The organism is Pseudomonas sp. XS1P51, assembly GCF_054897845.1.
In genome coordinates this window covers 3,883,799-3,909,967 of record NZ_CM142707.1, presented here as the reverse complement: position 1 = coordinate 3,909,967, position 26,169 = coordinate 3,883,799, and the positions used below count along the sequence as shown (strand labels likewise).

Sequence of the window (26,169 nt, the reverse complement as noted above, 5' to 3'; positions counted from 1 at the left end):
TATTCACACAGATTGTGATTTTCAAGGCTGATCCATGATCGGCGGATTGCTGCGCACCATGCGTTTGCCGATAGCGAGTTTCGCCCGGTCGGGCAGTTTCGACAGCGGCCAGAGGGCGGCCATGAACATCCCCGGAAACGCGATTTCCAGTGGGCGGTTCTTGAGTTTGTCGAAGATATGCCGCGCGGCTTTATCCGCCGCCCAGCCGAGGGGTGTCGGAAAGTCGTTTTGCGCTGGCCGCGGCGTCTCGACGAATCCTGGGCTGACCACGGTGATTTCGATACCTTCGGGAGCGATATCGATGCGCAAGGATTCGAACAGGTAACGCAGCCCGGGCTTCACGGCGCCGTAGGCTTCGGCCCGTGGCAGCGGCAGGTAAGTGATCGAACTGGCGACGCCCACCAGGTGTGGTGCGATTCCGGCCCGCAGCAGTGGCAGGGCGGCTTCGATGCAATAGCTGCTGGCGAGCAGATTAGTGCGCACAACGTGCTCGACCAGCGACGAGTCGAACTGGTGAGCGTCGACATATTCGCAAGTCCCGGCATTGAGGATCACCGTATCCAGCGAGCCCCAGTCTTCAGCTATTTGCTCGCCGATTTCACGTACGGTCTGGCTGTTGGTCAGGTCTCCGGCCACGACCAGCACTTGCCCGGGATAACGCTGGGACAAGACTTTCAAAAGGGCCACCGAACGTGAACTGACGGCCAGGTGCGCACCGGTTTTCAGTATTTCTTCGGCCAGCGCCGCGCCAATGCCATTGCTGGCGCCGGTCAGCCAATACCGCCGTGGAGCTGTAAGACTCATCCCATTCTCCTTTTCAGCTCGGGAAATCATTCATAGGCACTTCCCTCTTTCTGCCGCGATGGCAGGTTCTTGAACGCGGCAAGGGCACGTTCGCGAGAAGTACTGAGATTGACGATGGGTGATGGATAATCTGTAACGCCGAACAACCCGCCGAGGTTCGCCGGGTTGTGCACTTCCTTTTTGTTCAGCCCGGCCAGCTCCGGCAGCCAATGCTTGATGAACACGCCTTCGGCATCGAATTTTTCCGACTGGCTCAGCGGGTTGAAAATCCGGAAGTAGGGCGCCGAATCGGTGCCGGTGGACGAGCTCCACTGCCAGCCGCCATTGTTGGCCGCCAGGTCGCCATCGATCAGGTGCCGCATGAAAAAGCGTTCGCCTTCGCGCCAGTCGATCAGCAGGTTTTTGGTCAGGAACATTGCCACCACCATACGCAAGCGGTTGTGCATCCAGCCGGTTTCGAGCAGTTGGCGCATGGCGGCGTCGATGATCGGCAAACCGGTGCGGGCCTGCTGCCACGCCGCGAGTTCTTCTGGAGCGTCGCGCCAAGCCAGGGCTTCGGTTTCCGGGCGGAAGGCGCGGTGACGAGAGACTCGTGGGTAGCCCACCAAAATGTGTTTGTAGAACTCGCGCCACAGCAGTTCGTTGACCCAGGTGATGGCGCCGGCCTTGCCGCTTTCGAACTCGCCCTGATTGCTTTGCAGCGCGGCGTGCAGGCATTGGCGCGGGGAAATCACCCCGGCGGCGATATAGGCCGAGAGCTGACTGGTGCCGGGTTTGGCCGGGAAGTCGCGTTCGTTTTTGTAGTAGTCGATCTGTGCATCGGCGAAGGTGTCGAGGCGGCGTCGGGCTTCGATTTCACCGGCCGGCCAGAGGGCGCGCAAGGTTTCGCCGGGTGTTTCGAACCCGTCGATACGGGAGGGAACCCTGTCGCTGTTGATCGCCAGTGGAGCCTGGACGGCGGGTGCCGTGACCAGCGGCGGGAGTGAACTGCGCAGGCGGTCGTAGCAAACCTTACGGAACTGACTAAAAACCTGGAAGTAAGTGCCTGTCCTGGTCAGCACCGTGCCAGGCTTGAACAGCAACTGGTCGAGGTAGCCGTGAAACGCTATGCCCTGGGCCTTCAGTGCTGCGGCGACCGCTGCATCGCGACGGGTTTCATGAATGCCGTATTCCTCGTTGACGTGCACCGTGTCGATATTCAATTGCTGGCAAAGATCGAGCAGCACGGTCGGCGCGTCATCCCAGCGTGGTGCCTTGCGGATCAGCAGGGGGATGTTCAGGTCACCCAGCGCGCGGCTCAATTGACTCAGGTTACGCAGCCAGAAATCCACCTTGCACGGCGCATCGTCGTGTTCAAGCCATTGTTCCGGACTCAGCACATACACCGCCACGCTCGGGCCGCGGGCGGCGGCGGCCGAGAGGGCAGTGTTGTCATGCAGGCGCAAGTCGCTGCGCAGCCAGATCAATTGCATAGTGGTGTCCGTGCCATTAAATAAGCCCGCGCTGAACCAGGTCCTGATGAGCCGACAACGGATCTTCGGCCAGGAACAACTCAGCAATTTCGCAAGTTTTTGCGGACAACTCGGCGTGGTGGATACATACCGTTGGTCCGACAATCATTTTTGGGCAACTGACGCCATTCAAAAGTTTCGTCAGCTGCGAAATGTTCATGGCTTTGCTGGAATACAGCAGTACGCCGCGAGCTTTCAAGTGTTCGACCGCCAGTGCGAGTTCACCGGCGGGCAGTGGCCAGTCGAATACTTCCACCGGGCAATCGGCGCTGCTGATCAGCCACGCGGTGAGCCACAGGTGAGGTTCCAGCGGCAGGTCCGAGTGATTGATCAACAGCAGCGGCGCGGTGCGCAACTGACGGTTGTTATGGTAGATGCGTGCGCCGAACTTGCTGCGCAACCAGGAAAAGAAAAACACCCGCTCCATCTGCGCGCCGAACTGGCCCTGCCAGCGCTGTTCCAGTTCTGCCAGCAATGGCATCAGCAGTTGTGCGCACAAGGTTCGCGGCGGATACAGCGCCATGGCCTGATTGACGGTGTCATCGAGGGTGCGCTCGGACAGTTGAGTGACCGCATGCAGCAGCGTATGGCGCAGCACTTGCCAATCGTTTTCGACCGATTCGGTAAACGCTTGCGGGGTGTCGAGCAGTTGCTTGACCTGGCTGACGGCCACGCCGCGATTGAGCCAGGTGAGAATCATCAGGATGCGTTGTACGTGTTCGGCGCAAAACAGCCGATGGCCCTTGGGTGTGCGTTGCGGCACGATCAGGCCGTAGCGCCGTTCCCAGGCACGCAGGGTAACGGCGTTGACCCCGGTCTGCCGCGCGACTTCACGAATGGGCAGCCAGCCTTCGTCCAGCGCTTTCTTGAAGTCGGCGCCGAGGTCTTCACTGGCGCTGGTGTCGAGTGGGGTTTTCATCAGATCGCGTTTCGCAGGCTGAGATTTTCCGGGTGCGGTTGCAGGTAAACCTGCTGCGCAATGTACGGATCCGGGTGTTGGCGAAAGTAATGCTTTAGCAGCGTCAGCGGTACCACCAACGGCACGATGCCGTGCCGGTACTGGCCAATGACGTGCTGCACTTCCTGCTTATCTTCAGCGCTGATCGCCTGTTTGAGGTATCCACTGATGTGTTGCAGGACATTGCTGTGGGTACGGCGGGTGGCGCATTTTTTCAAGGCCGCCATCAGCTCGCTGAAATAGCGCGGGCCGAGTTCGTCGGGGTCGGTCCGGCCCATGTTGCCCAACAGGTTGCCCAGGGTTTTGTATTGCTCCGGGTTGTGAGCCATCAGCAGGTATTTGTAGCGTGAGTGAAAATCCGTGAGGTTGTGACGAGTCAGGCCTTCTTGCAGTAACTGCTGCCAGGCACTGTAGGCAAATACGCGAGTGAGGAAGTTTTCCCGCAGCACCGGGTCGTTGAGTCGACCGTCCTCTTCCACCGGCAAATCCGGATGCAGGGCGCAGAAGGCGCGGGCGTAGATGCCGCGACCGCCGCCGTCCACCGGTGCTCCGTTGGCGTGGTAGACCTTGACCCGGTCCAGCCCACACGACGGGGATTTTTGCATGAAGATGTAGCCGCAAATATCGCCCAGCTCTGCTGCCATTTTCTGACCGTACTCGGCGAGTGGCCGGGTGACATTGATCGCGGGGTTTATCGTGCCGATGGCTTCGGGGTGTTCAGGGTTGCCCACCAAGCGGATGGGTTGACGAGGAATGCCCAGGCCGATGGCGACTTCCGGACACACCGGGACAAAATCGAAGTAGTCAGTGAGGGTGCGGCTGCACAGCCGTGACTCCTTGTGCCCGCCGTTGAAGCGCACCTCGACACCCATCAGGCAGGCGCTGATAGCGATTTTCGGTTTCAGGGTGGCGTGGGGCATCGGACTACCTCGAATCTAAACCTGTACAGTGTTTTGGTTCTGTACAACATAACTTCATCATAGATTCAAAGGTGTACAAGTCAAATTATTTGTACAGGTTTTCTGATGGGCTCTCTGTAGGAGCGAGCTTGCTCGCGAAAAACATGAGAGCGCCGTGGTGCGCCAGACTTACAGCGTTATTGTTGGCGACCTTCGCGAGCGAGCTCGCTCCTACAAGGGATCTGCTTCCAGCCCAATCGCCAGGCGTCGCTGTTCTTCAAGGTCTGCCAAGTCAGGCGTTCACTGCGCTTCGTCAGCACCGCCTGCAACTCGACATCCAGCACCGTGCCTTCCTCGTCGCGGAACAGTTCGGTGATCAGAAAATGCTTTTCGCGGTTTTGCGGATGGGCTGCTGTCCATTTCGACAGCAGCAATTTGTGCGGATTAATACGGTTCACTGCAAGTGCGCGTGCAGGCGGCGAGCGGCTTCCTGGCCGCTGAGCCAGGCACCTTCGACACGGCCGGACAGGCACCAGTCGCCACATACATACAGGCCCAGGTCGGCGTCGGCCAGCGCGCCCCATTCATGGCTGCCGGCGGGGCGGGCGTAGAGCCAGCGGTGGGCGAGGCTGAAGGTCGGGGCCGGCATGGCGCTGTGCAGCAGTTCGGCGAAAGCACCGTGCAATTGTTCGATCACCGCTTCTTTGGACAGGTCGATATGCTGCCGGCTCCAGGCGCTCGTTGCGTGCAGTACCCAAGTGTCCAGCGTGTTGTCCCGCCCGGGTTTGCTGCGGTTGCGAGCCAGCCAGTCGAGCGGGCTGTCCTGCACGAAGCAGCCTTCCATGGGGGTGTCCAGCGGTGTCTCGAACGCCAGCGCGACCGCCCAGGTCGGCTCCATTTTCACCCCGGCGGCGGCACCGGCGAGTTTCGGTGCCGAGGCCAGCAAGGCTGTCGCCTGAGGCGCCGGCGTGGCGATCACGACATGACTGAACGGGCCGTGAGTGAAGCCTTCGGCATCCTGCAGATGCCAATGCTCTTCACCGCGATAGACCTCGGTAATCCGGCAGGCGAAATGCACTTCCAGGTCGCCGAGCAGGCCGCGGGTGATGGCGCTCATGCGCGGCGTACCGACCCACCGCGTCTGTTCGTCCGGCGACAGGTTGAGCTGGCCGCCATGGAAGGTATAGAGCTGTGGCGTCCATTCTGCGACCCAGCCGTTGGCTTGCCAGCGCGTGACTTCAGTCACAAAGCGGCGATCGCGGGCGGTGAAATATTGCGCGCCCATGTCCAGGGCACCCGCATCGCTGCGCTTGCTCGACATGCGTCCGCCACTGCCGCGGCTTTTATCGAAAAGTTGAACGACATGCCCGACCTCTGTCAGGGCCTGGGCGGCTGAGAGCCCGGCGATGCCGGTGCCGATGATTGCGATAGGTACAGTCATAGGGGCCTCGTTTACCTTTCTGTACAGACTACGCCGTGGTTGAAACCTGTACAATATTGTTTTTTGGTATAACTTTTAGCGTTCTCGTTCTGACAGCTTGGCCTATTGTTAAACACAGAGCCTGCCCGATACCAAAGATCCCTGCTTATAAAAATAGACTAGTGAACAGGGTAAAACGCCACGCGAGGAAGAAGTCATGCACATATTGCTGACCGGCGGTACTGGTTTGATAGGACGTCAGCTTTGCCGACACTGGTTGAGTCAGGGACATCGTCTGACGGTCTGGAGTCGCAAGCCTGCAAAAGTTGCGAAAGTCTGTGGCGCTCAAGTGCGCGCGATTGCCCGGCTTGAGGACATTGGACAGGAACCGGTGGATGCGATTATCAACCTCGCGGGCGCACCGATTGCCGACCGGCCCTGGACGTCCAGACGCAAAGCGCTGTTATGGAGCAGTCGCATCACCCTGACCGAGACGCTGCTGGCCTGGCTCGAAAACCGTGAACACAAACCCCAGGTCCTGATCTCGGGCTCCGCCATTGGCTGGTATGGCGACGGTGGCGAGCGGGAGTTGACTGAAGAATCTCCGCCGGTCATCGATGATTTCGCCAGTCAGTTGTGCATTGCCTGGGAGGAAACCGCGCAGCGTGCCGAGGCGTTGGGCATTCGCGTAATCCTGATTCGCACGGGGCTGGTGCTGTCCGCCGAGGGCGGCTTTTTGTCGCGGCTGTTGCTGCCGTTCAAACTGGGGCTGGGCGGGCCTTTGGGCAATGGTCGGCAGTGGATGCCGTGGATCCATATCAACGATCAAATCGCCCTGATTGATTTTCTTCTGCATCAGAATGACGCCAGCGGTCCTTATAATGCCTGCGCGCCCAAACCGGTGCGCAATCGCGAGTTTGCCAGGACGTTGGCCGGCGTGCTTCATCGCCCGGCGTTCATGCCCATGCCGGCCTTGGCGTTAAAGGTGTGTCTGGGCGAGTTGTCATTACTGTTGCTGGGCGGCCAGAAGACCATACCGGCTCGCTTGCTGAAAGCGGGATTCACCTTCCAGTTCACTGATTTGCGCGCGGCCCTGGACGATCTGTCCAGCCGCCTTTGAAATAGGACGTTGCATGACCGATCACGCGTTGCTTCTGGTCAATCTGGGTTCACCTGCCTCCACTTCGGTGGCGGATGTGCGCAGCTACCTCAATCAATTTCTGATGGACCCGTATGTGATCGACCTGCCATGGCCGGTGCGACGCTTGCTGGTATCGCTGATCCTGATCAAGCGTCCGGAGCAGTCGGCCCACGCCTACGCCTCGATCTGGTGGGAGGAGGGCTCGCCGCTGGTGGTGCTCAGTCGTCGCTTGCAGCAGGCCATGACCGAGCAGTGGACCCATGGGCCGGTGGAGTTGGCGATGCGCTACGGCGAGCCATCCATTGAATCGACGCTGGTGCGTCTGGCTGCTCAGGGGCACAAGCGGGTGACGATCGCGCCGCTGTATCCGCAGTTCGCCGACAGCACCGTGACCACGGTGATCGAGGAAGCCAGACGGGTGGTGCGGGAGAAGAAACTCGACGTGCAGTTCTCGATTCTTGAACCCTTCTACGATCAGCCGGAATACCTCGATGCGTTGGTGACCAGCGCCAGGCCTTATCTGGAGCAGGATCATGATCACCTGCTGTTGAGCTTTCACGGCTTGCCGGAGCGGCACCTGACCAAAATCGACCCTACTGGTCATCATTGCTTTCAAAACGATAACTGTTGTCAGAACGCTTCGCCGGAAGTATTGGCGACCTGCTACCGCTCCCAATGCCTGCGCACCGCTTCCGAGTTTGCCAAGCGGCTGGGCCTGCCGGACGGCAAGTGGTCGGTGTCATTTCAGTCGCGTCTGGGGCGGGCGAAATGGATCGAACCCTATACCGAGGCACGACTCGATGAGTTGGCTAAACGCGGCGTGAAGAAGGTGCTGGTGATGTGCCCGGCATTTGTCGCCGATTGCATCGAGACGCTGGAAGAAATCGGTGATCGCGGGTTGGAGCAGTTCCGCGAGGCGGGAGGGGAAGAGTTAGTGCTGGTGCCGTGCCTCAACGATGACCCGCAGTGGGCGCGGGCGTTGAATACCTTATGCGAAAGGGCGCCGTTGGCACCTTAAAAGCATCGCGGGCAAGCCCGCTCCCACATTAGATCTGTGTGGTTCACACATCCCCTGTGGGAGCGAGCCTGCTCGCGATAGCTGTTGCACTGACAGCAAAGAACTCAGTCCATTACAACAACGGCTCATCCGCCTTCTTGTGCTTCCAGCTGTCATTGCCCGGCAGCAACAGGTTCAGCGCAATCGCCGTCACCGCGCACAGCGCGATGCCCTTGAGGCCCCAGTCATCCGGACCCGTACCGGTGCCGACCAGCACACCGCCAATCCCGAACACCAAGGTCACCGACACAATCACCAGATTGCGCGCTTCGCCCAGATCGATCTTGTGGCGAATCAGCGTGTTCATGCCCACTGCCGCGATCGAGCCGAACAAGAGGCACAGAATCCCGCCCATCACCGGCACGGGTATGCTTTGCAGCAGCGCGCCGAACTTGCCGATGAACGCCAGGCTGATGGCGAAGATCGCCGCCCAGGTCATGATTTTCGGGTTGTAGTTCTTGGTCAGCATCACCGCGCCCGTCACTTCGGCGTACGTGGTGTTGGGCGGGCCGCCGAACAAGCCAGCGGCGGTGGTGGCAATGCCATCGCCGAGCAGGGTGCGGTGCAGGCCAGGTTTCTTCAGGTAATCGCGACCGGTCACGCTACCAACCGCAATCACACCGCCGATGTGTTCGATGGCCGGGGCCAGGGCTACCGGAACGATGAACAGAATCGCCTGCCAGTTGAATTCCGGTGCGGTGAAGTGCGGGATTGCGAACCACGGTGCGGCGGCAATTTTCGCGGTATCAACGACACCGAAATAGAACGCCATCGCAAAACCCACCAGCACGCCGGAGATAATTGGCACCAGGCGGAAAATGCCTTTGCCGAATACTGCGACGATCAGGGTGGTCAGCAACGCCGGCATCGAGATCAGCATCGCCGTCTGGTAATGAATCAGCTCGGTGCCATCGCCGGCCTTGCCCATCGCCATGTTGGCAGCGATTGGCGCCATGGCCAGGCCGATGGAGATGATCACCGGGCCAATCACCACCGGTGGCAGCAGACGGTCGATGAACCCGGTGCCTTTGATCTTCACGGCCAGGCCGAGGAAGGTGTAGACGAAACCGGCCGCCATCACACCGCCCATGGTCGCCGCGAGGCCGAACTGGCCCTTGGCGAGAATGATCGGGGTGATGAAGGCAAAGCTCGACGCCAGGAACACCGGCACCTGACGCCCGGTGACGATCTGGAACAGAATCGTCCCCAGGCCTGCGGTGAACAGCGCCACGTTGGGGTCGAGGCCGGTAATCAGCGGCATCAACACCAACGCGCCGAACGCCACGAACAGCATCTGCGCGCCAGACAGCACCGTGCGCCAGAGCGGATCGTTGAACTCTTGCTGCATGGTCACGCGTCCTTCTGCTTGGTGCCGAAGATCTTGTCACCGGCATCGCCCAGGCCTGGGATGATGTAACCGTGTTCGTTGAGTTTTTCGTCAATGGACGCGGTGTAGATGGTCACGTCCGGGTGAGCCTTCTCGACAGCGGCGATGCCTTCCGGCGCGGCCACCAGCACCATCGCGCGGATGTCGCGGCAACCGGCTTTTTTCAGCAGGTCGATGGTGGCGACCATGGAGCTGCCGGTGGCGAGCATCGGGTCGATGATCATCGCCAGGCGTTCGTTGATTTCCGGAACGAGTTTTTCCAGGTAGGTGTGAGCCTGCAAGGTTTGTTCGTTGCGGGCCACGCCCACGGCGCTGACCTTGGCGCCCGGGATCAGGCTCAGCACGCCTTCGAGCATGCCGATACCGGCGCGCAGGATCGGCACCACGGTAATTTTCTTGCCGGCGATTTTCTCGACCGACACGGTGCCGGCCCAACCTTCGATATCGTAGGTTTCCAGCGGCAGGTCTTTGGTGGCTTCATAGGTCAGCAGGGCACCGACTTCCTGGGCGAGCTCACGGAAATTCTTGGTGCTGATGTCGGCGCGGCGCATAAGGCCAAGTTTATGACGGATCAGCGGATGGCGGATCTCACGGATGGGCATGGGGAAAGGCTCCGGCGGCGGGCAAAAAAACCGGCCTAGATTAATCTATCCGAGGGTGTTGTCCTATAGACATACAGTACGTTAGTCCACAAACGCTTGATCTGGCCGTGCGGGATGCGTACCTTTGCCCGCTTTTCCGAACCAGTCCCTCCCCTCAACCTCCCCCTGGAGAGCGCCATGTCCGCTGATCTCGAGCATATCCGTCAAATCATGCGAGAGGCTGACTGCCTGTACACCGAAGCTGAAGTCGAGGCGGCCATCGCCCGCGTCGGTGCACACATCAACGAACAATTGGCAGAAACCAACCCGGTGGTGTTCTGTGTGATGAACGGCGGCCTGATTTTCGCCGGCAAGCTGCTCACCCATTTGCAATTCCCGCTGGAAGCGTCCTACCTGCACGCCACCCGTTATCGCAACGAAACCAGCGGCGGCGACCTGTTCTGGAAAGCCAAGCCGGAAGTGTCGTTCATCGACCGTGACGTGCTGATCATCGACGACATTCTCGACGAAGGTCACACCCTGGGCGCGATCATCGACTTCTGCAAACACGCCGGCGCGCGCAAAGTGCACACCGCCGTGCTGATCGACAAGGACCACGACCGCAAGGCTCGCCCGGACCTCAAAGCCGATTTCGTCGGCCTGCCGTGCATCGACCGCTACATCTTCGGTTACGGCATGGACTACAAAGGCTACTGGCGTAACGCCAACGGGATTTTTGCCGTTAAAGGAATGTAAGAAAATGACCGCGCCGCGCTTTCTCGATCAAACCTTGTTCACTGAGTTGGCCGAGAAAGCGGCGGCCAATCCACGCGGTCGCCAGCATCACAACTTCCACCAGATGGAAGACGCTTGTCATCGCATGGCGGTGGGTTTGCAGCCCGACACCTATATCCCGCCTCACCGGCATCTGGGGGACAACAAGGCTGAAACCTTGTTGGTCCTCAAAGGACGGTTGGGTGTGCTGATCTTCGACGAATCCGGCGTGGTGGTGAAAAAACAGATCCTGCAGGCTGGTGGCGACTGTGTCGGCGTGGACCTGCCCACCGGTATCTTCCATGGACTTGTGGTGCTGGAAGCCGACAGCCTGATGTTCGAGTGCAAGGCCGGTCCCTATCGCCCGGTCGGCGAAGGTGAGCTTGCTCACTGGGCGCCGCGCGAAGGCGAGGCCGGTGTGGCCGAGTATCAGGCGTGGATGCACGCGCAGTTCGCCTGAGCCGCGCTCAATTCTCCCCGGCCAGCCAGCGTTCGCTTTTGCGACGAGCCTGTTCCAGGCTGTTCACGTAGGCCAATTGGCGCTGTTCCCGATGGATGCCCGCGCGCCTGAGCTTCAGGCGCACCCGTGGGGCGGTCGCCACCAGAATCAGGCCGATGCCGTCGGTGCGGTAATCCCTCAGGATATTGTCGAAGGCGGCCAGCGCCGTCATGTCCAGCATCGGTACGGCGCTCATCTCGACAATCACCACTTTGACCTCCGGGCTGAATTTGCGTAGCACCCCCAGGGCTTTTTCGGCGGCGCCGAAGAACAGCGGCCCGCGGATGGCATAGCAACGAACATGCTCCGGCATGTCCTGCAAGGCTTGATGGAAGCCGCGGGGCAGTTCGGCGGTGTCCGTGAGATCGCTCATGCGCTTGATAAACAACCCGGCGGCCAGCAGCAGGCCGACGGCGACAGCCATCACCATGTCGAACAACACCGTCAGGCTCAGGCAGGTCAGCAAGACCAGCACATCGCTGCGGGGCGCGATGCGCAACGTGTGCAGTACGTGTCGCGCCTCGCTCATATTCCACGCGACCATCACCAGCAACGCGGCCAGTGCCGCCATCGGCAGGTAGCTGAAAAGCGGTGCGAGGACGAGTATCGCCATCAACACCACCGCGCTGTGAATAATGGCGGCCAATGGCGAAAAGGCCCCGCTGCGCACGTTGGTGGCACTTCGGGCGATCGCCGCCGTGGCGGTAATGCCACCGAACAGCGGTGCGATCAGGTTGCCCAGGCCCTGGCCCAGCAGTTCTGCATTCGGGTCGTGTTTGCTGCCGGTCATGCCATCCGCCACCACCGCACACAGCAAGGATTCGATGGCGCCGAGCATGGCAATGGCGAACGCCGGCGCCAGTAACTGACGGATCAAGTCGTAAGACAGGTGCAGAGGCTGGCCGTCGGGCCCCGGCAGATTCCACGGCCAATCGAAGCTCGGCAGAAACGGCGGAATCCCGGGATGGCTGACGCCGTCGACCATATAGCTGAAACGCTCACCCAATGTCGCCACCGGCAGCCCGCCGTTCTCCAGGGCCAACCCCAGCAGCGCGCCGACGGTCAGCGCCACCAGATGCCCCGGAATCCTCGGTACCCACCGTGGCCAGACAATCAGAACCGCCAGGCATGTGATGCCGATGATCCCGTCCCCCAGCTTGGCGCTGGGCAAGGCCAGAATCAGTACTCCCAACTGTTCGATGTAGTGTTCGGCCTGGCCGGCGGTGTTCAGGCCCAGCAAATCCTTCAATTGCAGGGTGGCAATGACAATGCCGATCCCGGCGGTAAAGCCCAGGGTGACCGGATACGGAATGTACTGGATCAACCGCCCGGCTCGAATCAGCCCCAGGGCAATGAGGATGACTCCAGCGAGCATGGTGCAGAGCAGCAGGCCGCCCAGGCCATATTGTTGGGTGATGGGTAACAGAATGACCACGAAGGCAGCGGTCGGTCCGCTGACATTGAAACGCGAACCTCCTGTCAGGGCGATCAGGGGCGCGGCGATCAGTACCGTATACAACCCATGCTGAGGCGGTACACCCACGGCAATCGCCAGGGCCATGGCCAGCGGGATGGCGATAATCCCTACCGTTACCCCGGCACTGATGTCGCCGCGTAAGCGTCTGAGGGTATAGCCAGCGCGCCAGGTCTGACGCCAGGCGGCGAACAACGGGGGAACGGAGAACGACATGAGCACTCCACGGTAGACGGTGCACCGTTGAACGACGGCTGAAAGCTCTTTCAGTATGGCCAGTTTCACCCTGCGAAGTATTGACCCATATCGCTAATTCGCGCGGTTGATCCTCATGCTAGAGTGCTCGGCTTCGCCTTGGGAGCCCTTCATGAGCCTTTTGATCCGCAGCTGCGCCGCCCTGTTGCTGACTCTCAGCCTGCCCCTGGCGGCCGCCCCGGCGCCGATGCACGCGCAGTTCCTGCCCCCGGATGACCTGACCCTGCGTGACGCCGAACCCGAGCAGCAACAGCTGCTGCAGGTCACCGAGTACTCGGTGGTGGTTGGCAGTCAACGCCAGTCCAACCAGCAGCCGATCCCGGTCACTTCACCCTTGTTGATCCGCCTCAAGGGAAAATCCTTGAACAAGGGCGCGACCATCAACCAGGTGTTGATCAACTTCGATGGCGAAAGCAAAAGCCTTAAAAAGCCGATCTATGACGACAAGAGCAAAACCCTGACGCTCTTTTACCCGATGGCTCAGTACCGGGTGGTGATCGACTTGTTGCGCAACGACACGGTGTATTGCCAATTCCTCAGCTACGCCAACGGCCATGTCTGGGCTGATCTGCACACAGGCAGTGTTCGTCCGCGTTGAGCCCGGCGCCAAGTGAGGGGTAAACTGCCCGCCCCGTGAAATGTCTGCGAGCTGGAGTCGGCAATGCGTAAAGATAAGAAGCAAGTGATTGGTGACGAGATCGGCGATGCGCAGATCAAACTGTTCCTCGATTTCGAGCCGGTCGACGCCACTTCACCGTCGCTGCACAAACTGATCAAGGCCTACCGCGGCCTGCGCATCGATGATTTCGAGCGTTTCCTGACGTTCTTCGTCGAAGCCGGTTTTGACCTGGACGGCAAGGATGAGCACGGCAATGACTTCGTCGCCCTGATCAAGGATCAGCGCAATGCGGCCGAGTACATCGAGCTGATCGACAAGGTTCGCGGCTAAGCTCTCAAGATCAAAAGATCGCAGCCTCGTTTCACTCGACAGCTCCTACAAATGGAAACGCTTACGCCTGTAGGAGCTGTCGAGTGAAACGAGGCTGCGATCTTTTAAGCGGCACAAAAAAACGCCCCGCTCTCAATGAGAACGGGGCGTTTTTCATGTGACCGAATCAAGCGTAGCTTTCGGTCTCGTTACTGGCTTCAACCAGTTCCAGTGCGACGTTGTTATGCGCATTGATCTTGCGATACAGCGCCGCATCGGTTTCCAGGACTTTTTCCCGAGCCGGGAAGATTTCCGCGAGTTTGGCAGCCCACTCGCCGGAAGCTTTGTTCGGGAAGCATTTTTCGATCAGCTCAAGCATGATCGAAACCGTCACCGAAGCGCCTGGCGAAGCGCCGAGCAGTGCAGCAAGAGAACCGTCCTTGGCCGCGACCAGTTCGGTACCGAACTGCAGGACGCCACCCTTTTTCGGGTCTTTCTTGATGATCTGCACCCGTTGGCCGGCCACTTCCAGGCGCCAGTCTTCGGCTTTCGCTTCAGGGTAGAAGCGACGCAGGGACTCCAGGCGTTGTTCCATCGATTGCATCACTTCGCTGACCAGGTACTTGGTCAGGTCCATGTTGTTTTTCGCCACGGCCAGCATCGGGCCGATGTTGCCGGCGCGAACCGACATCGGCAGGTCCATGAAGGAGCCGTGCTTGAGGAACTTGGTGGTGAAGCCAGCGTACGGCCCGAACAGCAGGGACTTCTTGCCATCGACCACGCGGGTATCCAGGTGCGGCACGGACATCGGTGGCGAACCCACGGCAGCCTGGCTGTAAACCTTGGCCTGGTGGTGTTTGACCACTTCCGGGTTGTCGCAACGCAGCCACTGGCCGCTGATCGGGAAGCCGCCGAAGCCTTTGCTTTCTTCGATGCCCGACGCCTGCAACAGCGGCAGTGCCGCGCCGCCAGCGCCGAGGAAGACGAATTTTGCATCGACTTCACGGGTGTTGCCGCTGTTGACGTCCTTGATGCTGACGGTCCAGCCACCGTTGTTACGCTTCAGGCCGGTCACGCGCTTGCAGTACTTGACCTGGGCATCGGGTGCGCTGGTCAGGTGTGCGAGCAATTGATTGGTCAGGGCGCCGAAGTTGACGTCGGTGCCGTTCATCACGCGGGTGGCGGCGATGACTTCATCGGCCGGACGGCCCGGCATCATCAGCGGCATCCACTCGGCCATTTTGGCCTTGTCTTCGGTGTATTCCATGTCCGCGAAGGCGTGGTGCTTGCTCAGCACCTTGAAGCGTTCCTTGAGGAAGGAAACGCCATCATTGCCCTGCACGAAGCTCAGGTGCGGCACCGGGCTGATGAAGGTCTTGGACGAGCCGAAGGTGCCTTTTTTGGTCAGATAGGACCAGAACTGCTTCGACACCTCGAACTGGGTGTTGATGTGCACGGCTTTCTTGATGTCGACGGTGCCATCGGCGGCCTGCGGCGTGTAATTGAGCTCACACAGCCCGGCGTGACCGGTACCGGCGTTGTTCCACGGGTTCGAACTCTCCGCGGCACCGGAATCCATCAGCTCGACGACTTCCAGCTTGATCGCGGGGTCGAGCTCTTTGAGCAGTACAGCGAGGGTGGCACTCATGATGCCGGCCCCAACCAGTACTACGTCGACTGCTTCGTTATGCGCCATTTAACGCGTCTCCAAAATCTGCAGCACCAAATTGTCGGCATGGCTGCCAGGCGTTCCGGGGCGAGTCAGTGATGCCCCTGGTACTCATGGCAGGATCGCCATGTCCGAATCTTCGCAATTTTTCGCAACTTCGACGGACGCTACCGGCCGAGTCTAAAAGAGTCACATGAACTCACTTCGACGCGCGGCTGGCAATTCGACTTATGGTCGATACACCCGTTTGTGCAACCAAATCCGTAGAGGACAGGCTTCAGGATCCGGTATTCGAGGCGTACCCGGTCCTGTGTCGTTGGGCTGTTTCAGACGCTAATGGTGCATGTTCAGACGCAAAACTATTCATTTGCTCGCCACACTCTTGTGAAGTTGTGAAAACCCGTTTTTTTCACGCTCTTTTGAAGACGTGAACCTCAAAAAAGGGCTGCCCCAGCCTGGCACCGTGCCCGGATGGATTGCCGTCATGGGGTACATGACAGGCAAAACGGGCAAACAGCTCAGTGACCGAGCGTAATGACAGCTCTGCAGATTCGCGAAAAGTGGGGGTTTTGCTCAAGGAACAGCAAGCGCGCCAGCTTCACTCGATCTGTGTGGGCGGCTCTCTGTGGGCGGTGCGGGGTGCCAATACCGAGGCATTGACGATGCTGCGAGGCCCGATCAGGAGACGTCCTTATAATCGGGGGGAGATTGTATCTAAGAAACGCAGGGAAATGGACGTGTTTAATGACTTTTATTAGGCGTCTGGTCAGGTGGTCAACAGTTGTTGGGCGCGTGCGCGTGGCTGGCGCTGGCTGACACGGGCGCTGGCGGGCAGGGGATGGTGCAGCCAGTTGAGACGAATTTCTTCGATTTCGACCCAGCCATCGCCCATCGGCTGGAGGCTGCACTGCTTGAATGCCTGGCAATGGCCATTGCGGTCGAGCAGGGCGAAGCTGCGGTGACGCGGGCGTGGCGCGAACAAAGAAATGAGATAGCGCATGGGGAAGTACCTTGAAGGGGTGACTGCTGTGAAGATTGTCAGCGAGCCGTGACGTGCAAGTGTATGGGCGGTGACATATCTGTGACAGGAACCGGTTTCCCAAGGGTTTGTCAGACATTTCAGTAATCATTGCAGGCCTGAGCGTCCGGTCTCACAAATACTGTTTCTTTTTGGTGAGACCGGGCACTGGTTCGCCGCAGTGGCCCACCGCTATACTGCGGGCCTTAGTGCCTGATTCTGGAGAGAAGCGCATGTTGCAACGCCTGTTGTTCGGTTTGATCACTGTGACCAGCTTGACCCTGGTCGGCTGCGCCCACAGCCCGCAACAACTGAATCCGGAACCCAAGCTGACGGCTCAGCTGGCTCCGATTGGCCATGGTCAACCGGTGGTGGTGCGTGTGGTGGACGGTCGTCCGTCGCCAACCCTGGGCACCCGTGGCGGTCTGTATCCGGAGACCAGTGCGATCACGGTGCAGGGCGCGCAGATTCTACCGAAGTTGCAGGCTCAGGCCGAAGCCGCCGTGCGGTTGCTGGGCTTCACCCCGACGTCCAATGCGCTGAATGCTCCGCAACTGACCGTGACCCTGGCCGAGCTGAAATACCAGTCGCCTAAAGAAGGCATGTACGTGACCGAGGCAACAATTGGCGCGACCTTCCGCTCCGATGTGCAGAATGCCAACCGCCGGTACAGCGGTCGTTATGGCGCGTCCCTGGATCAGCGTTTTGGTATGGCGCCGAATCAGGAAACCAACACCAAGCTGGTCAGTGATGTGTTGAGCGACGCGTTGACGCGTCTGTTCAAGGATCCAACGATTGGTCAGATTCTCGGCGAATAACGGTTCGCCGGATTCAAAAAAGCCCGGTGCCAGCAATGGCCCCGGGCTTTTTTATGCCCACATTTCTTGTGAGCACTACTCGGTCGCTGTGGGAGCCGGGCTTGCCCGCGATAGCGCCCAGTCGGCCATACACCGTTCAATTGTGGGAGTGAGCCTGCTCACGATGACGATGGGTCATTCAACATTGTTGTCAACTGATGCAACGCTATCGCGAGCAGGCTCGCTCCCACAGAGGATCAGCTGTGCGGCGTAGAATCCGGCACGTCGACGCAAAGGCTCAAGCCGCTTCCGAATAAAAATCCAGCACACTCACCCCGGTCAGCAAATCCGTTTCCGGCAAATCCGCATGTTGATGGCCACCCAACGCGCAGTAAACCAGCCAATGACGATCCTGAACGTTGAAGGCAAGGCTGCCGACTAATGCTTGTTGTTCGTCGCTTTGGGCGATGAGGTAGAGACGATCCTGGTTTTCGGCGTGAAGCATGACGGTTTCCGTGTCGGTTTTCGTGGGGCGAGAGACTGACGTATTCAGATGACGAAGCCGTGACTCAGGGCAGGAATCTGCCAAATGGTGAGTTATTTGTCGTAAAGCGGCGGGCAAGAGGGAAGGCTTTCGGTAGAATCCGCGCCGCGGTCGTCGGTCCGGCGTCTGCCACACCTGTTTTGTCTGAGGTCCGTGATGTCGCTGCATTTGATGACGCTGTTTACCGCCCATCCCGCCAAATTGATCAACCTGCTCGCCTTGCTGTTCGCTTTCCCGGGCGGCTGGTTGCTGCACGCCACGCGTCGTCGCGAACAGCGCGCGCAGGCCAGTCTTGCAGCCCAGCGCCAGAGTCGTCCCAGCGAGGAGCCCGTTCTGGATTGGGCGACCTTGCGCATGAACCGGTTTTTCTATCGCTTCGGTTTCGCCTGCCTTGGGCTGGCACTGCTGGTGTCGTGGATCAGCACACGGTTCTGAGCTTATAGAGATCACAAGATCGCAGCCTTCGGCAGCTCCTACATGGGATTCGAGTTCACCCTGTAGATACCGTCTTGACTCTCACCGAGCAAGCGCAAGTTTCGGGTCGAAGGGTTGACCCGACTTGAGCACGCCATAGACGAAGTGCAGCAGCTTGCGCATCGCGGCACAGATGATTTGCTTGGGAGCCTTGCCGTTGGCCTTCAGGCGGTCTTTGAGGGCGATGATTGCTTCGTTGTGTTTCAGCGCCACGATTCCTGGCATGTAGAGGCTGGCGCGCAGTCGTACCGAGCCGATTTTCGAGATCGGGGTGCGGCCCTTGAGCATGCCCGAGTCATGCAGCTTCGGGTTGAGTCCCGCAGCAGCCACCAGTTTGCGCGGATCGTCGTATTTGCGCAGGTCGCCCAGTTCGGCCAGTAGTCTCTCAAGTGTTTTTTCGCCGATGCCATCGATGGTCACGATCAAGTCGCGCATCTGACGCATGTCGGGGTCGTCATCGATGTGTTGCTTGATTACCTTGTGCGTCTCAGCGATCTCTTTTTCGACGTGGCGCAGTACCGACTGGATCGAGTCTTTGACGCTTTCGTCGGACACGTCCAGACGATTACGCTCCATTTGCTGCATTTCCTGAAGATCATCGAGGCGGCGAACCATCGCCTTCAGTTGGCGAAACTTCAGCGGTTCCGGGGCCCAGAGCGACAGTTTTTCATGTTTTTCTCTGGCGAAGTCAGCGATCAGCTTGGCGTCGCTTTTATCGGTTTTGACTCGACGCAGTTCGCTGTTGGCATAGGCATGGGTCGTAGCCGGGTTGACCACACAGACCCGATAACCCTTGTTGTAAACAAACTCGGCGAGCGCCAGGTGGTAGACGCTGGTGGCTTCCATCACGATCAGGGCCGAAGGCTCGGCCTGCTTGTGCAACCAAGCCTCAAGTTCCTTGAAGCCCTTGGCATCGTTAGCGAGTTTGGCCTTGGTTTTGTGTTTGCCATTAGGCAGATGAGTGGCGATATCAAAAGTATTTTTTGCGACATCGACGCCAACGAAACTGGACATGAATACCTCCAATCAGATCAATTGCGATCATCACTGCACTCTGTCCAACCTTGCAAATGCGGGCTCTCGCCGAAGACGGGCCCAAGATACCGTTCGAACTATACGAGTGAGTGTGGAGGGTTGGAGCACCATCTACATTGCAGGCATAACGCCTAAGGAGCTGCGCGTCTTCCAGATCCCTCCCTCGATGATCAGTCGAGAACTATCGCTCCTGACGGAGCGATAGTCGAGATACAAGGAGCTGCCGAAGGCTGCGATCTTTTGATCTTGCAAAAATAACGGCACCCGAAGGTGCCGTTATCGTCTCCAGCCATTGCCTTACAGCGGCAACCCGGCCTTGACGCGGTACTGATTGCGCACCGGTGTCGCGTATTGCAGCACCAGGAACGGACGATGTTCCTCCGGGCAAGCATCCAGACGTTGCTGCCATTGTTCCTGAGCCTTGGCCAGCTCGTCGGCCGCAAACACGTCGGCGGCTTTCGGCACCTGCAATTGCGGGTCGGCGTCTTCCCACTGTGCGTAGGCCAGGTAGTGCACCGGGAACAGGCGGTAGCCGCCGAGGATTTGCCGGTCCATCTCGATCGCCAATTGCTTGGTGTCGTCGAACAGCTCGGTGATTGGCGATGCGAAGTTCACGTGGACCCGGCCCTTATAGCCGGTGATGCCCTTGGCGATGCTGACATCGTCCTCGCCCGGCACTTTGGTGTAGCTGCCAGTGGTGGCGCGGATGAACAGCTCGCGTGCCTTGGCTTGGTCGCACGGATCGTATTCGTAGCTGATCGACACCGGGGTGACGTTCAGCGAGCGGATGACTTCGCCGAACGGCTCGTCCTTGCGGCTCATGTGGAACATTTTCAGGATCGCCGACTCGGTACGGTCGTCACCATCCTTGGCCCGGCCTTCGGCCTGAGCGATCCAGATCGACGCGCAATCGTTGCGGATCGAGTGGTTGATGTAAGCCGACAACAGCTGATACGCCGCCATTTTCTCGCGGCGACCGGTGATCGAGCGGTGCACGATGAAGCTCTTGTTCAGGCGCATCAGGTCGCTGACGAAGGGCTTTTGCAACAGGTTGTCGCCAATGGCGATGCGCGGTGTCGGCAGGCCGGCGTGGTACACGGCATAGTTGACGAAGGCCGGGTCCATCACGATGTCGCGGTGGTTGGCGATAAACAGGTAGGCACTGCCGGACTTGAACTGCTCGACGCCGGTGTAGGTGACACCGTCGGTGGCGCGCTCGATGGTGTGGTCGACGTACACCTCGACCTTGTCTTGCAATGTGGCCACCGAGTTGACGCTGGCGAACTCACGGCGCAGCCGATGAGCTATAAGAGGTTTGAGCATCCAGCCGAAGGCACCGGCATAACGCGGGAAGCGGAAGTGGATGAGGATATCTAGAAGCGCCTTGTCGCTGAGCAGCCGTGCCAGCACCGCTGGGACTTCGCTGTCGTCGTAAGGTCGGATGGCATCGAATTCGCCCATCATGCTCTCTTGTTAGAAACGGCTAGGGTAAGTAAAGGTTTTGATCGAAAACCAACGGGACACGGTCTGAAAAGGTAGCCAGACAAAAATAGCCCTGCAAATAGACCGGCGATTATACGCACAAGTCACCCGGGAGACCGCGATGCTGGAAACCGAGCGCTACGAATGTCCGTATTGTGGTGAAGAGGCCGAGGCCGTTCTGGACTTGTCCGGCGGAGATCAGACCTATATTGAGGATTGTCCGGTGTGTTGTCGCCCGATCACCTTTGTCTTGCAGGTCGAGGGTGAGGAATGGCACCTCGACGTTTACAGCGAAAATGAATGAAAGGGGCACCCTCAATGCAGCGAATCTACGAGCCGGAAAACCTGATGGAAGGCGAGTTGCTGCAAAGCATGTTGGCCAGTGAAGGTGTCGAGGCGCATTTGGTGGGCCGCGATTTGCTCAGGGGGACCGGCGAATTGCCGATTTTCGGCCTGCTGGGGTTGGCGGTCGATAACGATCAGGCCGAATACGCCCGGGAACTGATCACCGCGTACAATGCCGCACTGCCGATGCCCGGTGATGAACCGGAGAGTTTTCCCGGCACGCTGGTCTGTTAGGCTGACGTTCGTTTTATCAAGAGTCGTGCTGCCCCATGTGTGGACGTTATGCCCTGTTTCGCTGGAACCCCGCCTTCGCGGCCCTGCCTGGCTTCCCCGCCGATCAGCAGGCCCAGTGGAATATTTCTCCCAACGATTCGGTGTTGATGCTGCGTGCAGGCGCTGACGGCCAGCGTGAGTTGGCCCGTGCTCGTTGGGGGCTGACACCGCCGTGGCTGACCGACCTGTCCCGCACCCCCGCCCATGCCCGCGCCGAAACCGTTGCCGAACAGCCGATGTTTCGCCAGGCCTTGCGCGAGCGCCGTTGCCTGCTGCCGGCCAATGGTTTTTACGAATGGCGCGGCACGACCCGCAAGCGGCCGTATTGGCTGACGCCGGGGGAGGGCTCGGCGCTGTTTTTTGCGGCGATCTGGGAGGCGTATCCGGTGCAGGAGCAGGTGTGGCTGAGTACGGCAGTGATCACCCAGCCGGCTGCGAGTCAGCGTCGGCCGTTGATTCTCGATGCGGCGGGGCAGGACGCCTGGCTCAATCCCGAGACGCCACTGCATGGGTTGCAGGCGTTGCTGGCCAGTGAACCTGCGGCCTTGCGCGAACGGGTGCTGGCGAACATGGTGAATGATCCGAAGCTCAATGGGCCGGAGTGTCTTACTCCGGGTTGAGGGGTGTAGCGTCCGTGCTGATGCCATCGCGAGCCTGCTCGCGATAAGGTCCGCAGGACCTTCCAGCGATCTTTAGACCTTGAACTGATTGATCAACCGCCGCTGCTGTTCCGCCAACTTGGTCAGGTCCGCACTGGCCGCACTCGATTCATCCGCACCACCTGCCACTTCATTGGCCACTTGCCCAATGTTGATGACGTTGCGGTTGATGTCGTCGGCCACTGCGCTTTGCTCTTCAGCCGCGCTGGCGATCTGGGTGTTCATGTCGTTGATCACCGACACCGCCTGAGTAATCGTCTCCAGCGCTTCGGCCGCTTTCGCCGCATGCTGCACGCTTTCATCGGTACGGTTCTGACTGTCCTCCATCACCCGCACCACATCGCGCGTTCCCTGCTGCAACTGCTGGATCATGGTCTGGATTTCTTCAGTGGCCTTCTGGGTTTTCTGCGCCAGGTTGCGCACTTCATCGGCCACCACCGCAAAACCGCGACCTTGCTCGCCGGCGCGGGCCGCTTCGATCGCGGCGTTCAAGGCCAGCAGGTTAGTCTGCTCGGCGATCCCGCGAATGGCCGTGAGGATGGCGTTGATGTTTTCGCTGTCCTTGGCCAGGGTCTGCACCACGCTGACAGCCTTGCCGATTTCCACCGCCAGCACGCCGATCGAGTTCGACGTGTCCCGCACGATTTGCATGCCCTGCGCCGCTGCCTGGTCGGCATGGCTGGCGGCTTGCGCAGCCTGGGTCGCGTTGCGCGCGACGTCCTGGGCGGTAGCGGTCATTTCATGCACCGCGGTGGCGACCTGATCGATCTCGACCATCTGCTTCTGGACGCCGATGTTGGTGCGGATGGCGATGTCGGCAGTGTGTTCCGACGAATCACTGACGCTCTGCACCGAGGTCACGACCTGGGTAATCATCGCCTGCAGTTTGGCCAGGAACGTGTTGAACCCTTTGGCGATCGAGCCCAGTTCGTCGGCGCGATCACTGGTCAATCGGCGAGTCAGGTCACCTTCACCTTTCGCGATGTCGTCGAGCATGGCGACCATCTGCTTCAGCGGCCGGGCAATGCCGTGGCCCACCAGCCAGATCACCAGCAAGCCGATACCGGCGATCAGCAAACCGACCATGGCCATGCCGAACGTGTCGGATTTGCGCTGAGTGTTGAGATCGCCCTGAAGTTTTTGCAGGTCGGCCATGACCGCGTTCAGCGGCAGTTGCAGCATCAAGGTCCAGCGGGCGTCGGTCTGGCCGATGCCGAACGGCAGGTACAACTCGATCCGGCCTTGAGCCTTGTCGACGGTGTAGGTGACTTCACCGCGCTTGAGGTTGGCCATGTTGGCGATCTGCTGGCTGTCGAGGATGTCGCTGACTTTCTCGCCGAATTTGCTTGGGTCTTTGGTGTAGGCAACGATCCGGCCGTTACCGCCGATCAGGGCCATTTCGCCGGCGCCGCTGTACAGCTTCTGATTCGCGCCCAGGAGCATTTCCTGGATGAAGTTCACCGACAGGTCGGCGCCGACGATGCCCTGGAAGGCACCGTCGAGCATGATCGGTTCAATAAAGGAGGCGAGCATGACGATTTTGTCGCCGACCTTGTAGGGCGCCGGATCGATCACGCAGGATTTTTTGGTTTCTTTCGAGCACAGGTAGTACTCGCTGGCGCGCACGCCGGTGGACAGGGTTTTCTGGTCGTCGACGTCCACCAGTTTGTCCAGGCCCAGGGTCCCGTCTTCGTTGCGGAACCACCAGGGCAGGAAGCGACCGTTGCTGGCGTCGATGCCGACCACCTGGGTGCCGACGTAGGCTGCATCGTTGTGGTCGAGGGCGTTTTTTTCCCAGCCGATGTAGGTCCCGAGAATTTTCGGGTTTTTGACCACGTTTTCCTTGATCAGGCTGATCAATTGCTCACGGCTCAGGCTCAGCTGCGGCTGGCCATCGGCGCCCGGCGTGCCGATCAAGGCGTTGACCCGTACCAGTCCGCCGGCGATCAGCAGCGGCGCTTCGAGCTCACGCTGGATCTGGCTGACCTGGGTTTGCGCCAGTGACGTCAGGCGCTGTTCGATGACTTGCTCGAATTGCGCCTGGGTCCGCTCCTGGACCATGTCTTGCGTCCGTGCGCCGGAAAACAATGCATACAGCACCAGGGCCGCCACGACACTTAAAACGATGGCGCCAGCGAGGGCCGCCACGGAAAACTGGATCGACTTGAATTTCATGGGTGCTCCGCACGCAAGAGGACATCTGCGGTGCTGTATCGGCAGGGGGCTTGATGGCCATGAATGGGGCTTGGCGAAATGGCTGTTTTGGAGTGGTCGATGTCGCAAATGCATCATTGCCGGCCGTTACGGGCCGTGGCGGGGGCGGTTATGTGAATTTTTTCCTACGGCCATGAGAGCTTTGTCTGAAATGTGCGTCTACACATCTGTTGTATCTGGCGTCGATACAATTCCACGCCTAGGATACGCGGCATGTTTTCAAGGAGTTTTTTGATGAGCAAGACATTGGTTTTGTGTGCGCTGAGCGTAGGTTTGCTGCTTGCCGGTTGTCAGTCGGTCAACACCACCAGCGGTGGCGCCGTGGGCGTTGAGCGTAAACAGTACATGTTCAGCATGTTGTCCACGGACGAGGTCAACCAGATGTACGCCCAGTCTTATCAAAAGACCGTCGGCGAGGCGAACACCAAAGGTGTGCTGGACAAGACCAGTACCGATGCCAAACGCGTGCAGGCGATTGCCGACCGGCTGATTGCCCAGGCACCGGTTTTTCGTCCGGATTCGGCCCAGTGGAAATGGGAAGTCAACCTGATCAAGAGCGATGAGCTCAATGCCAACTGCGGGCCCGGCGGCAAGATCATTTTCTACACCGGGCTGATCGACAGCCTGAAACTGACCGACGATGAAATCGCCGCGATCATGGGCCATGAAATCGCCCACGCCCTGCGCGAACACGGTCGCGAAGCGATGTCCAAGGCTTACGGCATCGAAATGGCCAAGCAGGGCGCCGGTGCCTTGTTCGGTCTGGGGCAGGACAGCCTGGCTCTGGCGGATACCGTGGCCAACTACGGAATGACCTTGCCCAACAGCCGCTCCAATGAAAACGAGGCAGACCTGATTGGTCTGGAACTGGCGGCACGTGCCGGTTACAACCCGAACGCCGCGATCACCCTGTGGAACAAGATGACCAAGGCTTCGGAAGGTTCGCCGCCGGAATTCATGAGTACTCACCCGGCGTCGTCCAGTCGTATCGCTTCGTTGCAGGCAGCGATTCCGAAAGTCATGCCGCTGTACGAGAAAGCCAAAAAGTCCTGAGTTTTGTATTGAGGCTGCTGACGCCATCGCGAGCAGGCTCGCTCCCACGGTTGATTGCATTTCAATGTGGGAGCGAGCCTGCTCGCGATGAACGATAACGAGGTCTACCGACCTACGGCATCAAACCCACCCACTGCTCTGCATCGCCTTGTACACCGCAACAACAGCCAGGATGAAAAACGCCGACGCCGCTAGGCGACGGATCAACGTCAATGGCAATTTGTCCGCCGCAAAGTTACCTGCCAGTACCACCGGCACGTTGGCAATCAACATACCGACAGTGGTGCCGATGATCACCAGCCACAGCTCCGGGTATTGCGCGGCGAGCATCACGGTCGCGATCTGGGTCTTGTCACCGATTTCCGCGAGGAAGAAGGCAATCAGCGTGGTCAGGAACGGCCCGAACTTGCGAGCGGTGCTGGCTTCATCCTCATCCATCTTGTCCGGCACCAGGGTCCACAGCGCCGTCGCGGCAAAGCTTGCGGCCAGGATCCAGTGCAACGTCGCATCCGAGAAGAAACTGCCGAACCAGGCGCCTACCGCACCGGCTGCCGCATGGTTGGCCAGGGTCGCGGCGACGATGCCGGCGATGATCGGCCAAGGTTTGCGAAAGCGGGCAGCGAGAATGAGCGCGAGCAGTTGCGTCTTGTCGCCGATTTCGGCCAAGGCAACGATTGCGGTGGGAACGAGAAGTGAATCCAACATCAGGGTTTTCCTAAGGGGCGGGTCGACACGGCTATGACACGTACAGCCTTCCCGCCCCGGGTAAGGTGTTCGTGTCATAGGTCTTGTCAAACCCTGCGATCCGTCTGATGCGGACGCTTGGGTCGCATACGCCATGGTCTTTTGACCAAGTATGTTGACGTATGCCGGACGAGCATGGCGCTCGTGGGAGACTACTCCCCTAGGACGGAGCGG

Annotated in this window: 28 protein-coding genes, 1 pseudogene and 1 riboswitch; of the genes and pseudogenes, 12 read left to right on the top strand and 17 right to left on the bottom strand. The window is 59.5% G+C overall.

Translation table 11 applies throughout. From position 1 onward, the window contains the following. Positions 1-21: 21 nt before the first annotated feature. The 6 genes from ACYZUD_RS18140 to ACYZUD_RS18115 all read right to left on the bottom strand — a co-directional run bounded on the left by ACYZUD_RS18140 (position 22) and on the right by ACYZUD_RS18115 (position 5,613). Positions 22-804 carry an SDR family NAD(P)-dependent oxidoreductase gene (locus ACYZUD_RS18140; protein WP_462019532.1) on the bottom strand — a complete coding sequence of 261 codons (783 nt, stop codon included), beginning with the start codon at positions 802-804 and terminating at the stop codon, positions 22-24. 26 nt (positions 805-830) lie between these two features. Then, on the bottom strand, positions 831-2,276 hold the full coding sequence (gene phrB, locus ACYZUD_RS18135) for a deoxyribodipyrimidine photo-lyase (protein WP_462019531.1): 1,446 nt from the start codon (positions 2,274-2,276) through the stop codon (positions 831-833). Positions 2,277-2,292: 16 nt separating this feature from the next. Further along, entirely contained in the window at positions 2,293-3,234 is a 942-nt protein-coding gene (locus ACYZUD_RS18130; RefSeq protein WP_462019530.1) for a MerR family transcriptional regulator, read from the bottom strand. Continuing rightward, a complete protein-coding gene (locus ACYZUD_RS18125; protein WP_462019529.1) occupies positions 3,234-4,193 on the bottom strand; it encodes a 2-thiouracil desulfurase family protein in 960 nt (319 codons plus the stop codon). Before ACYZUD_RS18125 ends, ACYZUD_RS18130 begins: the two co-directional genes overlap by 1 nt. A gap of 176 nt (positions 4,194-4,369) precedes the next feature. Continuing rightward, complete coding sequence (locus tag ACYZUD_RS18120; protein WP_462019528.1) at positions 4,370-4,630, bottom strand: TIGR02450 family Trp-rich protein; 261 nt, start codon at positions 4,628-4,630, stop codon at positions 4,370-4,372. Further along, positions 4,627-5,613 carry an NAD(P)/FAD-dependent oxidoreductase gene (locus ACYZUD_RS18115; protein ID WP_462019527.1) on the bottom strand — a complete coding sequence of 329 codons (987 nt, stop codon included), beginning with the start codon at positions 5,611-5,613 and terminating at the stop codon, positions 4,627-4,629. Before ACYZUD_RS18115 ends, ACYZUD_RS18120 begins: the two co-directional genes overlap by 4 nt. Before the next feature lie 196 nt (positions 5,614-5,809). On the opposite strand from ACYZUD_RS18115, the gene ACYZUD_RS18110 reads away from it, so the two are divergent. Together ACYZUD_RS18110 and hemH are read left to right on the top strand one after the other, a co-directional pair. Further along, positions 5,810-6,712, top strand: coding sequence for a TIGR01777 family oxidoreductase (locus tag ACYZUD_RS18110; protein WP_462019526.1), 903 nt, complete (start codon positions 5,810-5,812; stop codon positions 6,710-6,712). A gap of 13 nt (positions 6,713-6,725) precedes the next feature. Continuing rightward, positions 6,726-7,751: a ferrochelatase gene (gene hemH / locus ACYZUD_RS18105; RefSeq protein WP_462019525.1), complete on the top strand. Its 1,026-nt coding sequence runs from the start codon at positions 6,726-6,728 to the stop codon at positions 7,749-7,751. A 112-nt stretch (positions 7,752-7,863) separates the two neighbouring features. Here hemH and ACYZUD_RS18100 read toward each other — a convergent pair whose 3' ends face one another. Both ACYZUD_RS18100 and upp read right to left on the bottom strand, forming a co-directional pair. Then, a complete protein-coding gene (locus tag ACYZUD_RS18100) occupies positions 7,864-9,138 on the bottom strand; it encodes a uracil-xanthine permease family protein (protein ID WP_462019524.1) in 1,275 nt (424 codons plus the stop codon). 2 nt (positions 9,139-9,140) lie between these two features. Next, positions 9,141-9,779 carry a uracil phosphoribosyltransferase gene (gene upp, locus ACYZUD_RS18095; protein ID WP_462019523.1) on the bottom strand — a complete coding sequence of 213 codons (639 nt, stop codon included), beginning with the start codon at positions 9,777-9,779 and terminating at the stop codon, positions 9,141-9,143. A gap of 177 nt (positions 9,780-9,956) precedes the next feature. Between upp and ACYZUD_RS18090 the strand changes: the two genes are divergently transcribed. Both ACYZUD_RS18090 and ACYZUD_RS18085 read left to right on the top strand, forming a co-directional pair. Next, on the top strand, positions 9,957-10,514 hold the full coding sequence (locus tag ACYZUD_RS18090) for a hypoxanthine-guanine phosphoribosyltransferase (RefSeq protein ID WP_017340733.1): 558 nt from the start codon (positions 9,957-9,959) through the stop codon (positions 10,512-10,514). A 4-nt stretch (positions 10,515-10,518) separates the two neighbouring features. Beyond that, on the top strand, positions 10,519-10,992 hold the full coding sequence (locus tag ACYZUD_RS18085; protein WP_462019522.1) for a WbuC family cupin fold metalloprotein: 474 nt from the start codon (positions 10,519-10,521) through the stop codon (positions 10,990-10,992). 7 nt (positions 10,993-10,999) lie between these two features. Here ACYZUD_RS18085 and dauA read toward each other — a convergent pair whose 3' ends face one another. Continuing rightward, positions 11,000-12,721 (bottom strand): C4-dicarboxylic acid transporter DauA, encoded by a 1,722-nt coding sequence (gene dauA, locus ACYZUD_RS18080; protein ID WP_462019521.1) that lies wholly within the window; start codon positions 12,719-12,721, stop codon positions 11,000-11,002. A 151-nt stretch (positions 12,722-12,872) separates the two neighbouring features. Here dauA and ACYZUD_RS18075 point away from each other — a divergent pair, with 151 nt between their 5' ends. Both ACYZUD_RS18075 and ACYZUD_RS18070 read left to right on the top strand, forming a co-directional pair. Further along, on the top strand, positions 12,873-13,358 hold the full coding sequence (locus tag ACYZUD_RS18075) for a hypothetical protein (RefSeq protein ID WP_462019519.1): 486 nt from the start codon (positions 12,873-12,875) through the stop codon (positions 13,356-13,358). Positions 13,359-13,421: 63 nt separating this feature from the next. Then, a complete protein-coding gene (locus ACYZUD_RS18070) occupies positions 13,422-13,709 on the top strand; it encodes a PA4642 family protein (RefSeq protein WP_462019518.1) in 288 nt (95 codons plus the stop codon). A 166-nt stretch (positions 13,710-13,875) separates the two neighbouring features. On the opposite strand, the gene mqo is transcribed toward ACYZUD_RS18070, so the two are convergent. Beyond that, complete coding sequence (gene mqo / locus ACYZUD_RS18065) at positions 13,876-15,384, bottom strand: malate dehydrogenase (quinone) (protein WP_462019517.1); 1,509 nt, start codon at positions 15,382-15,384, stop codon at positions 13,876-13,878. Between the two features lie 739 nt (positions 15,385-16,123). Further along, positions 16,124-16,357, bottom strand: coding sequence for a hypothetical protein (locus ACYZUD_RS18060; RefSeq protein ID WP_462019516.1), 234 nt, complete (start codon positions 16,355-16,357; stop codon positions 16,124-16,126). Positions 16,358-16,608: 251 nt separating this feature from the next. Here ACYZUD_RS18060 and ACYZUD_RS18055 point away from each other — a divergent pair, with 251 nt between their 5' ends. After that, entirely contained in the window at positions 16,609-17,193 is a 585-nt protein-coding gene (locus tag ACYZUD_RS18055; protein WP_462019515.1) for a YajG family lipoprotein, read from the top strand. A gap of 277 nt (positions 17,194-17,470) precedes the next feature. On the opposite strand, the gene ACYZUD_RS18050 is transcribed toward ACYZUD_RS18055, so the two are convergent. After that, positions 17,471-17,677 (bottom strand): hypothetical protein, encoded by a 207-nt coding sequence (locus tag ACYZUD_RS18050; protein ID WP_462019514.1) that lies wholly within the window; start codon positions 17,675-17,677, stop codon positions 17,471-17,473. Between the two features lie 195 nt (positions 17,678-17,872). On the opposite strand from ACYZUD_RS18050, the gene ACYZUD_RS18045 reads away from it, so the two are divergent. After that, on the top strand, positions 17,873-18,151 hold the full coding sequence (locus ACYZUD_RS18045; protein ID WP_462019513.1) for a hypothetical protein: 279 nt from the start codon (positions 17,873-17,875) through the stop codon (positions 18,149-18,151). Between the two features lie 81 nt (positions 18,152-18,232). On the opposite strand, the gene ACYZUD_RS18040 is transcribed toward ACYZUD_RS18045, so the two are convergent. Then, positions 18,233-19,204: an IS110 family RNA-guided transposase gene (locus ACYZUD_RS18040; protein WP_462019512.1), complete on the bottom strand. Its 972-nt coding sequence runs from the start codon at positions 19,202-19,204 to the stop codon at positions 18,233-18,235. Positions 19,205-19,522: 318 nt separating this feature from the next. After that, positions 19,523-20,686: a 1-acyl-sn-glycerol-3-phosphate acyltransferase gene (locus ACYZUD_RS18035; RefSeq protein ID WP_462019511.1), complete on the bottom strand. Its 1,164-nt coding sequence runs from the start codon at positions 20,684-20,686 to the stop codon at positions 19,523-19,525. Positions 20,687-20,828: 142 nt separating this feature from the next. On the opposite strand from ACYZUD_RS18035, the gene ACYZUD_RS18030 reads away from it, so the two are divergent. The 3 genes from ACYZUD_RS18030 to ACYZUD_RS18020 are packed head-to-tail and all read left to right on the top strand — an operon-like array spanning position 20,829 to position 21,945. Further along, positions 20,829-21,011, top strand: a complete 183-nt coding sequence (locus tag ACYZUD_RS18030; RefSeq protein ID WP_462019510.1) for a CPXCG motif-containing cysteine-rich protein — start codon at positions 20,829-20,831, stop codon at positions 21,009-21,011. 14 nt (positions 21,012-21,025) lie between these two features. Then, a complete protein-coding gene (locus ACYZUD_RS18025) occupies positions 21,026-21,286 on the top strand; it encodes a putative signal transducing protein (RefSeq protein ID WP_462019509.1) in 261 nt (86 codons plus the stop codon). 35 nt (positions 21,287-21,321) lie between these two features. Continuing rightward, on the top strand, positions 21,322-21,945 hold the full coding sequence (locus tag ACYZUD_RS18020; RefSeq protein ID WP_462019508.1) for an SOS response-associated peptidase: 624 nt from the start codon (positions 21,322-21,324) through the stop codon (positions 21,943-21,945). 72 nt (positions 21,946-22,017) lie between these two features. Here the strand turns inward: ACYZUD_RS18020 and ACYZUD_RS18015 are convergent, their stop codons facing one another. Continuing rightward, complete coding sequence (locus ACYZUD_RS18015) at positions 22,018-22,722, bottom strand: methyl-accepting chemotaxis protein (RefSeq protein ID WP_462025064.1); 705 nt, start codon at positions 22,720-22,722, stop codon at positions 22,018-22,020. A 198-nt stretch (positions 22,723-22,920) separates the two neighbouring features. Further along, positions 22,921-22,980 (bottom strand): annotated as a pseudogene (locus ACYZUD_RS18010) (hypothetical protein); the annotation flags it as partial. Positions 22,981-24,432: 1,452 nt separating this feature from the next. Here ACYZUD_RS18010 and ACYZUD_RS18005 point away from each other — a divergent pair. Further along, positions 24,433-25,251 carry a M48 family metallopeptidase gene (locus ACYZUD_RS18005; protein ID WP_462019507.1) on the top strand — a complete coding sequence of 273 codons (819 nt, stop codon included), beginning with the start codon at positions 24,433-24,435 and terminating at the stop codon, positions 25,249-25,251. Positions 25,252-25,371: 120 nt separating this feature from the next. Here the strand turns inward: ACYZUD_RS18005 and ACYZUD_RS18000 are convergent, their stop codons facing one another. After that, complete coding sequence (locus ACYZUD_RS18000; RefSeq protein WP_462019506.1) at positions 25,372-25,956, bottom strand: TMEM165/GDT1 family protein; 585 nt, start codon at positions 25,954-25,956, stop codon at positions 25,372-25,374. Between the two features lie 88 nt (positions 25,957-26,044). Then, a riboswitch (yybP-ykoY riboswitch) is annotated at positions 26,045-26,169 on the bottom strand.